This window comes from Bacillus sp. B15-48, from assembly GCF_016879755.1.
Taxonomy (GTDB): domain Bacteria; phylum Bacillota; class Bacilli; order Bacillales; family Cytobacillaceae; genus Mesobacillus_B.
Genome location: NZ_WOFU01000018.1, coordinates 43865 through 51939 on the forward strand (window position 1 = coordinate 43865; position 8075 = coordinate 51939).

10 protein-coding genes and 1 rRNA gene are annotated in these 8075 nt (G+C 38.9%); all 11 read right to left on the minus strand.

Annotated elements, in window-relative coordinates:
* Window positions 1–22: 22 nt before the first annotated feature.
* Complete coding sequence (rsmI, locus tag GNT69_RS24245) at window positions 23–904, minus strand: 16S rRNA (cytidine(1402)-2'-O)-methyltransferase (RefSeq protein WP_203557565.1); 882 nt, start codon at window positions 902–904, stop codon at window positions 23–25.
* Window positions 882–1169, minus strand: coding sequence for a GIY-YIG nuclease family protein (locus tag GNT69_RS24250; RefSeq protein ID WP_203557566.1), 288 nt, complete (start codon window positions 1167–1169; stop codon window positions 882–884). Before GNT69_RS24250 ends, rsmI begins: the two co-directional genes overlap by 23 nt.
* Window positions 1156–1899: a methyltransferase gene (locus GNT69_RS24255; RefSeq protein WP_203557567.1), complete on the minus strand. Its 744-nt coding sequence runs from the start codon at window positions 1897–1899 to the stop codon at window positions 1156–1158. Before GNT69_RS24255 ends, GNT69_RS24250 begins: the two co-directional genes overlap by 14 nt.
* A 95-nt stretch (window positions 1900–1994) precedes the next feature.
* Window positions 1995–2345 (minus strand): DNA replication initiation control protein YabA, encoded by a 351-nt coding sequence (yabA, locus tag GNT69_RS24260; protein WP_203557568.1) that lies wholly within the window; start codon window positions 2343–2345, stop codon window positions 1995–1997.
* Between the two features lie 13 nt (window positions 2346–2358).
* Window positions 2359–3189 (minus strand): PSP1 domain-containing protein, encoded by an 831-nt coding sequence (locus tag GNT69_RS24265; RefSeq protein ID WP_203557569.1) that lies wholly within the window; start codon window positions 3187–3189, stop codon window positions 2359–2361.
* Entirely contained in the window at window positions 3182–4180 is a 999-nt protein-coding gene (gene holB / locus GNT69_RS24270) for a DNA polymerase III subunit delta' (RefSeq protein WP_481747705.1), read from the minus strand. Before holB ends, GNT69_RS24265 begins: the two co-directional genes overlap by 8 nt.
* Window positions 4181–4245: 65 nt before the next feature.
* Window positions 4246–4575 carry a cyclic-di-AMP receptor gene (locus GNT69_RS24275; RefSeq protein ID WP_203557571.1) on the minus strand — a complete coding sequence of 110 codons (330 nt, stop codon included), beginning with the start codon at window positions 4573–4575 and terminating at the stop codon, window positions 4246–4248.
* A 367-nt stretch (window positions 4576–4942) separates the two neighbouring features.
* Window positions 4943–5575: a dTMP kinase gene (tmk, locus tag GNT69_RS24280; protein ID WP_203557572.1), complete on the minus strand. Its 633-nt coding sequence runs from the start codon at window positions 5573–5575 to the stop codon at window positions 4943–4945.
* Window positions 5576–5589: 14 nt separating this feature from the next.
* Window positions 5590–7032 (minus strand): aminotransferase class I/II-fold pyridoxal phosphate-dependent enzyme, encoded by a 1443-nt coding sequence (locus tag GNT69_RS24285; protein ID WP_203557573.1) that lies wholly within the window; start codon window positions 7030–7032, stop codon window positions 5590–5592.
* 105 nt (window positions 7033–7137) lie between these two features.
* The gene (locus GNT69_RS24290) at window positions 7138–7344 is read right to left on the minus strand and encodes a sigma factor G inhibitor Gin (RefSeq protein ID WP_203557574.1); all 207 of its coding nucleotides are present in this window, start codon (window positions 7342–7344) and stop codon (window positions 7138–7140) included.
* 620 nt (window positions 7345–7964) lie between these two features.
* A 5S ribosomal RNA gene (gene rrf, locus GNT69_RS24295) occupies window positions 7965–8075 on the minus strand; the annotation flags it as partial.

The window sequence follows — 8075 nt, forward strand, 5'->3', positions numbered from 1 at the left end:
GTTCACTGGGGCTGACCCTTTTTTATTCATTTACATGATAAATTTGATAAACGTCACGCTTATGCATCCCACGATTTTTCGCAGTTTGTTTGATTGCTTCTTTCGATGTCATACTTTCCTCATTGATATAATGATTCACATGCTGTTCAATTGTGATGTTCGCCCACCAATCCTCTTTCTCCTCTTCTTCTGATATGGTAGTGCCTTCAACAATTAAACAAAACTCTCCGCGGACTTCGCCACTTTCTACCCATTTAGCTGCTTCATCTAAGTTCCCTCTTATAAACTCCTCGAATTTTTTTGTTAATTCCCTACAAAGCACGACCTTCCGCTCCGCTCCTAAAATTTCTAACATGAACATAAGCGTTTCCCGCAACCGATGGGGCGCTTCATAAAAAATCATCGTTGCTGATTGCTTTGCAAGCATTTCCAGTTCTGTCCGCTTTTCTTTTTTATTACGACTTAGAAAGCCGTAAAAATAAAATGGTTGTGGTTTAATTCCTGAAGCAATGAGCGCAGTTAAAGCAGCATTTGCTCCTGGTAAAGGAACAACGGTAAGACCCTCTGCAATCGTACGTTCGACGAGCTCAAATCCCGGGTCAGAAATTGTTGGCATACCAGCATCACTCACAAGGGCAACTTTCTCACCTGATATAAGTCTTTCCAGCAATCTCTCGCCACTTGCTCCTTTATTATGTTCATGATAGCTTGTCAAGGGGGTTTCGATATCGAAGTAATTGCACAGTTTCCTCGTGTTTCTCGTATCCTCAGCGGCAATCACATCCGCTTCTTTTAACAACCGTAAAGCACGATAACTAATATCCTCCAAATTTCCAATCGGAGTTGGAACTAAGTATAAAATCCCTTTTTCTCCTTCATTTTCAAAGCTTTTCTGCTGTTTCATCCTCTTCACCTAGCTCTCTAATTAAAAAATCAACTTTTTTCACCCTCGGTAATTGCTTGAATGCGTATTCAGCCTTTAGTGCTTCACTTTTCGTCATAAATCTTTTTTTATAAACCAATGAAACGGGACCACGTCCACGCGTATATTTTGCCCCTTTTCCCTCATTATGTAATTTGATCCTTCGTTCTAAATGATTCGTGTAGCCAGCATAAAGACTCCCATCTTTGCATGACAGAACATAAAAATAATGTTCAGTTTTCTCCATATAAAATCTCTCTCAGCTCAGGTGTATATTCGTCTTTTTCATTATAGACAATTAAAGGATTTTCTATTTTTAAATCTGGACTTCCATCCTTAATTGCCTCGATAAGCAAAGTATTTGCCTCTTTCCCTACCTTAGGATAGACAAATTGAATACGTTTCGGTTCAAGTCGATACTTCCTCATCAATTCAACAATATCAATTAATCTCCCTGGACGATGAACAAAAGCAACCTTCCCGCCTTGCCGAACAAGCTTGCTGGAAGTCTGAATTGCATCATCAAGCGTACAAAGTATTTCATGACGGGCAATCGCTAAATGTTCATTCTCATTTATTTCTTTTTTCGCTGGGGTTGGAAAATAAGGAGGGTTACAAGTAACGACATCAAATTTCCCATAACCTAGTTGCTTAGGAGTTTCTTTAATATCGCCATGAATCATCGTTAAGCGACCTTCTAATTGGTTGTAGGCAATACTTCTTACCGCCATATCGTATAAACGCTCCTGTATCTCCACACCGATAACAGAGCCTTTCGTTCTCGTGCTTAAAAATAGGGGAATCACTCCATTCCCAGAACATAAATCAATCAACTTCCCTTTTTGTATCGGTACATATACAAACTTTGCCAGCAAAACTGCATCGAGCGAAAAAGCGAAGACGGATGGACTCTGAATAATTCTTAAGTTTTCTGCAAGTAAGAAATCTAGTCGTTCATCACCTATAAGTTCAACCACATAAATCCACCTCTCATGAACATAAAAGTAGATTGCCAAAACAATCCTCATTCATAATTTTTAAAAAACCTTCCCTAGCTGGGAAGGCTAAACCATTACTTTTTATTAAGGAAAGAAAGGCAGAAAAGACAATCTCCTTCTTTTCTTGGGCTTCCGAAATGCAAATTACATATATGGAAACCTTCTTGATAAAGCCTAGCAAGATTATCATGTCCTTCACCGATATCAATAGGATTTGTCGCTTTGCTGCCCTTCATTTGTTTTCTTTCCTTTTTTTCTATTCCTATTTCCAGACGACGTCTTAAATGTTCATTTTCCAGCTTTAAAGAGTTGTTTTCCTCAAGTATTTCCGCTAAGTGCTGTTTTAACTCCCCAAGCTGCCCATATAAATTGCCAATTTGGACTTCCATATTACTTACTGAGTCAAATATTTCCTTTTTATCCACCTTTTCCACCTCATTAATCTGTGGATGATTGTATTGAAACAGCGCCTTCATTTAATACTTCCTCAAGTGTATACTCAAGAACACGGCCTTGATTCGCAAACTCTACTTGCATCACATGCTCTAAAAGATTCAAACCTACGACTTTCCCCCGGCCATTTGGAGTTTCAATCATTTCCCCGAGATCTGGCAGCATTTCTTTTGCTGACTCATACTCATCGTTCTCATATTTCAAACAGCACATTAAGCGCCCGCATAGTCCTGAAATTTTTGTAGGGTTCAGGGATAGATTTTGATCCTTTGCCATTTTTATCGAGACAGGGTCAAAATCCCCTAAAAAGGTCGAACAGCATAACATTCTTCCACATGGGCCAATTCCGCCGAGCATTTTCGCTTCATCTCTTACGCCAATTTGGCGAAGCTCAATCCTCGTCCGAAAAATGGCTGCTAAATCTTTTACGAGTTCACGAAAATCAACTCTTCCATCCGCCGTAAAATAAAAAATCACTTTATTTCGGTCAAATGTATATTCTACATCTACTAGTTTCATATCTAGTTGATGTTCAGTCACTTTTTGCCCGCAAACATCATAAGCTTCCTTTGCAGCAGCCCTGTTTTCCTCAACAATGAGTCGATCCTTTTGATTTGCAATTCTTACTACCTTTTTCAAAGGTAGGACAACATCATTTTCGCCAACTTGTTTCAATGGGATAACAACTTTCCCGTATTCTACCCCCCGAACCGTTTCGACGATGACAAAGTCATCCTTTTGAATTGCAAGCTCGCCGGGATCAAAATAATATATTTTTCCCGCTTTTTTAAAGCGGACACCTATCACATTATACAAGTGAAGATCCCTCCTGCAATTTTAACACCAGCTCTTCCATTAAGAGCTGTGGATTCATATTGGCGTGCAGCTTCCTTTTCGCCTCTAAAATTGATTCCATTTGTTCCGTTAAACGTCGTCCAGATGTCTGCAACGCGAATTGCTCTAAGCGGGAACTTTCGCTTAAGAAAACAACTTGATCTTTCTTGTCCAATTGGATATATAATAAATCCTTAAATATTAGAAGAAATAAATCCAAACCACGATCAATCTGTTCCTTTTCTTTAAAGTGCGAAAACCAATTCTCCTGTAGGTTCACCATTGCTTCCAGGGGATTTTTTTTCAACACTTCATATAATTTTACCACTATTTTTTGCGCTTGTACAAACCAATCATCTTCATGCATTTCCAATGCTTCTTCCAAATTATTCGTCAAATGCGCCAATAATGGCGCCATTTCAAGGTTTACTCCATGTGTAATTAATTGTTTTTCCATATTTTTAGGAGATAATGGCGTAAAACCAATTATTTGGCATCGGGATAAAATGGTCGGTAACATTTTTTGTACCTGTTCGGTAATTAAAATAGCTACCGTTCCAGAATGAGGTTCTTCGAGGAATTTCAGCAAACTGTTTGCGGCATTCGTCGTCATCTTGTCTGCGTGAACAATCATATAAATTTTATTTTTCGACTCTACCCCTGTTTTCGCAAATTCCCCTTGTAGAGCTTGAATTTGTCCTTTTTTAATTGAAAGCCCGTCTGGTTCAACGAGGTGAAGGTCAGGGTGGTTCCCGTGATTAATCCGCTTGCAGTTATGACAAGTTTCACAAGGTTTATAACCTTCTATTCGCTCTTGGCAGAGGATGCTCTTCGCCAATAAGAGACCGATCTCCTTTTTCCCCGTGCCTCGCATTCCCTCATATAAATAGGCATGAGCGACTCGTCCTTTTATAAGACTGTTTTTCAACATTCTTAATACAGTAGGTTGGATTAAAGCTAACTCTTCCCACATTTTTGTCAATCTGCCATCACTCTCATTTCCTCATCCTCTAACAAAGCATTCAATCTTGATTATATTTAAAAATGGTGGAATTGTTCAACTGGAAGGACAAAAACAGTAGCGCCTCCAACCTCAACCTCAACAGGGTATGGAACATAGGAATCGGCATTTCCCCCCATCGGTGATACCGGAGCAACTAACTGTTCCCGTGATTGGCAATTATCTTTAATAATCTGCAATGCCTTATCGACACGGTAATCTTCTGTACCGATAATAAACGTCGTATTTCCAGATTTAAGAAAGCCACCCGTAGTTGCAAGTTTTGTAGCACGAAAATTATGATCCATCAGCGCCTTCGAAAGGCGATTGCTATCTTGATCTTGAACGACCGCCAAAATCAATTTCATCCTGATTCCCCCATTTTTCATTTTCCAATTGATGTTTATTTTCATTATAGCAGTAATTCAGAGCCAAAACATCGGATAAAGCGAAACTTCCAGCAGAGGGGGTTTTCTTCATCCCCCACTGATGGTTAGCTGAGCCAATCGGGCATTTACTGGCAGTTTATCCCGTTCTAACGATTGCTAATTCTCTTTCGAGAAAAGCACTCGTAAGAACCCGATTCCCTACGGTTTCCCCCACTAACCCTTACTAGTTGACATGAAGTCTTCATGTGAGGGTATTACTGCCAGTTAATCTGCGATAAAGCAACTAAGACATTTTTATCTAAATATAAATTCGGTATAAAACATCTAAAGATATTCTCTAAAGTGTTTATATATTCAGCAAAACTTTTAATTTTCCTTCTACTTCTGCAAAAACTTCAGAAATTGGTTTTGCTGCATCAATTTTTACAATCCGGTTAGGGAACTTTTCTACAAGAAATAAATATCCTTCTCTTACTTTTTCATGAAAATGAATGGTTTCTAAATCTAGTCGGTTAACTTCACGGTGGTCATTTTTACGAATACGCTCTAACCCGATGTGTGGTTCAAGATCAAAGTAAAAAGTCATGCGTGGCATCAAGTCTTCAATTGCAAATTGATTAATTGAATATACTTCATCGATTCCTAACCCACGGGCATGTCCCTGATACGCTAAGGAACTATCAATAAACCGGTCACATAAAACAAGCTTCCCTTCTGCAAGCGCAGGCCTCACTTTTTCAACAAGATGCTGCCTGCGTGCTGCTGCATATAATAATGCCTCTGTTCTAGCATCCATCGCTGTGTTGTTTGTATTTAAAATGACATTTCGTATTTGCTCAGCAATGTCAATTCCTCCAGGTTCACGTGTGGCAATAACAGTGATTCCTTCCTGTTCAAGCTTTGAGGTTAACATGCGAATAATCGTCGTTTTTCCGGCCCCTTCTGGCCCTTCCATTGAGATAAATAAGCCTTGTGTCATTGACAAAAACTCCTCTATTTAAACACTTTTATTTCGTTCGTTGCTAACCTTTCTCCTCCTTGGATTTTCACTCCTTGTTGCAGCAAATACTTTAAGTACTCCAACTCTTCCTGTTGAATCCTTTCACCTGCTAAAAACAACGGAACCCCTGGAGGATAAGGAATAATCGTTTCCGCACAAACTTGTCCCTCTGCCTCATGGATAGGAACAAATGTCGTTCGTAATGTGGCCATCTCTTCATTAAATAAAGCAGGAATACCCACTTTAGAGGTTGTAAATGGAAGAGAAACGCTCGTCTGACGATGGACAGCGGTTTTGTCGATGTTTTTCATTGCTTGTTTCAACATCTGGACTGCTTTTTCATACGGAACGTTCATATCCGCCTTGGCAAACGGTAAGATAAACAGGACATTATATGGATCGGCAAGTTCAGGGTAAATACCAACAGTTTCAAAACGCTCCATTAACTCATAGCCACTAACAGATTGAGTCGATTGAATGATTAGCTTCAAAGGATCACCATTTTTCCATGGCAAAATCGAGAGGCCTTCAATCGTTCCAATTTCCCCTCTAAACGATTGAATCCACTGAAGCAGTTCTTTCTTATCCTTTTTTTCAAATGTCGCTAAATAGCTCCTCGCTAGATCAAGCGAGGCCATAATCGGATAGGATGGACTGCTCGTCTGAACGGCTTGTAAGTAAAATTGTAAATTTTCGATTGATACTAATTTGCTATTATAATGAAGATACGCTCCCATCGTCATCGCTGGCAACGTTTTATGCGCAGATTGAACGACGAGGTCAGCACCTAATGACACTGCTGAAGCCGGGAATGGCTCGCCGCTAATAAAGTGAACACCATGCGCCTCATCAACGAGGACGGCGAAATTGTGTGCGTGTGCTAGTTTAATAATATCCGCCAGCTCGTTTACCATCCCGTAATAATTAGGATAAGTTAAAATGAGTGCCCTCGCCTGTGGGTACGCTTGGATTGCCTTTCTAACGGTTTCTAAGCTTACACCCGACGCCACCAGCGATTGTTGTTCATATTCCGGATACAAATAAACAGGACGAGCATTTGCTAATTTAATTCCATTCATAATCGATTTATGAGAATTCCTTTGGACTAGAACGATTTCATCCTTTTTTATCGTTGCAAGAATCATTGCTAAATTCCCTGCCGTTGAACCATTAACGAGAAGGAAACTCTTTTTCGTCTGATACAAATCTGACAGCAATCGTTCCGCTTCAAGAATGACTCCCTCTGGAGAATGGAGATCATCTAAACCAGTTATCTCCGTCAGATCTAGCTTAAGCAATGATTGGAAGTCATTTCGTGCTTTCTCCGGAAAGATTGTCCCATTTTTATGCCCTGGAACATGAAAGGAGAAAGGTTGTTTCTTACTATGTAGTTTTAATTGTTCATATATAGGGGTTCTACATTGATTCTTATTCATATATTCCACCATAACAGGGTATTTTCATACTTATCTAATCTATTTTACCAAACTGTCCACCAATTTGCTGACAACAAAAAAATAAAGCTCAATTTTATGAGCTTCTTAGGAAAATATTTCTGGACTCGTGATTTTTTTCAGTTTTTCTACAAAATATTTATATTTCGGATCATTTGTATCTGTAAGAATCATCCCATTTTCACACTCCGTGCAGATAAATGAAGTGTATAGATGTATTCCAGTTGGTTTCAATTTTTCACAGATAATACAAGTTTCCCCACTATTAACCTTACCCAAATTCTCCACCTCCATACACCTATTCTGCCCCGGAACTCCCTATTTTATTCAATTTTTAGAATTATCGTTTGATAAGATTACTTGATTCATATTGTATGATAAAACCAACAATTCCTTGTATGTCTATCTTAAAAATAATTGTTTCGTTTAATGTTTTTAGCGGGATATTTTGTGTGCGAGAAAGTAATTGGATTAAGTGCCGTTATTTATGCGTGGGGGTTTTTATGCCTAGTACTTGGATTAAGTGTGGTTTCCATGCTGGTTTATTCCGAGTACTTGGATTAAGTGATTTTTTTAAGGAATTTTAATCCGAGTACTTGGATTAAATTCATAAAAATAATGCTAGTACTGGTTATATGAAGATAAAATAGGGGGAAATAATCTTAGTACTCGGATTAAACATAGGGTTTTACCGTAAAATTACCATTTATATTCCTACTACTCGGATTAAAAAGAAAGCTTTAATCCCAGTACTCGGATAAAAAAGTCGATTACCAGCATTATCTATCAAAAAAGCTAATTATTATCCTAGTACTAGTGATAAAAAACGGTTCATCTGCTTGTACTCTAATCTAATTAGTAAAAAATTTCCTCTAACACAAAAAGAACAGCTTTTCAACTGTTCTTTTTTTAGTGCCTGGCAACGTCCTACTCTCACAGGGGGAATCCCCCAACTACCATCGGCGCTGAGAAGCTTAACTTCCGTGTTCGGCATGGGAACGGGTGTGACCTTCTCGCTATCGCCA

What these genes read in the sequence shown, in the direction of transcription:
- rsmI (WP_203557565.1), bottom strand. Translation starts at nt 904, where the DNA reads ATGAAACAGCAGAAAAGCTTTGAAAATGAAGGAGAAAAAGGGATTTTA.
- GNT69_RS24250 (WP_203557566.1), bottom strand. Translation starts at nt 1,169, where the DNA reads ATGGAGAAAACTGAACATTATTTTTATGTTCTGTCATGCAAAGATGGG.
- holB (WP_481747705.1), bottom strand. Translation starts at nt 4,180, where the DNA reads ATGTGGGAAGAGTTAGCTTTAATCCAACCTACTGTATTAAGAATGTTG.
- GNT69_RS24275 (WP_203557571.1), bottom strand. Translation starts at nt 4,575, where the DNA reads ATGAAATTGATTTTGGCGGTCGTTCAAGATCAAGATAGCAATCGCCTT.
- tmk (WP_203557572.1), bottom strand. Translation starts at nt 5,575, where the DNA reads ATGACACAAGGCTTATTTATCTCAATGGAAGGGCCAGAAGGGGCCGGA.
- GNT69_RS24285 (WP_203557573.1), bottom strand. Translation starts at nt 7,032, where the DNA reads ATGAATAAGAATCAATGTAGAACCCCTATATATGAACAATTAAAACTA.
- GNT69_RS24290 (WP_203557574.1), bottom strand. Translation starts at nt 7,344, where the DNA reads ATGGAGGTGGAGAATTTGGGTAAGGTTAATAGTGGGGAAACTTGTATT.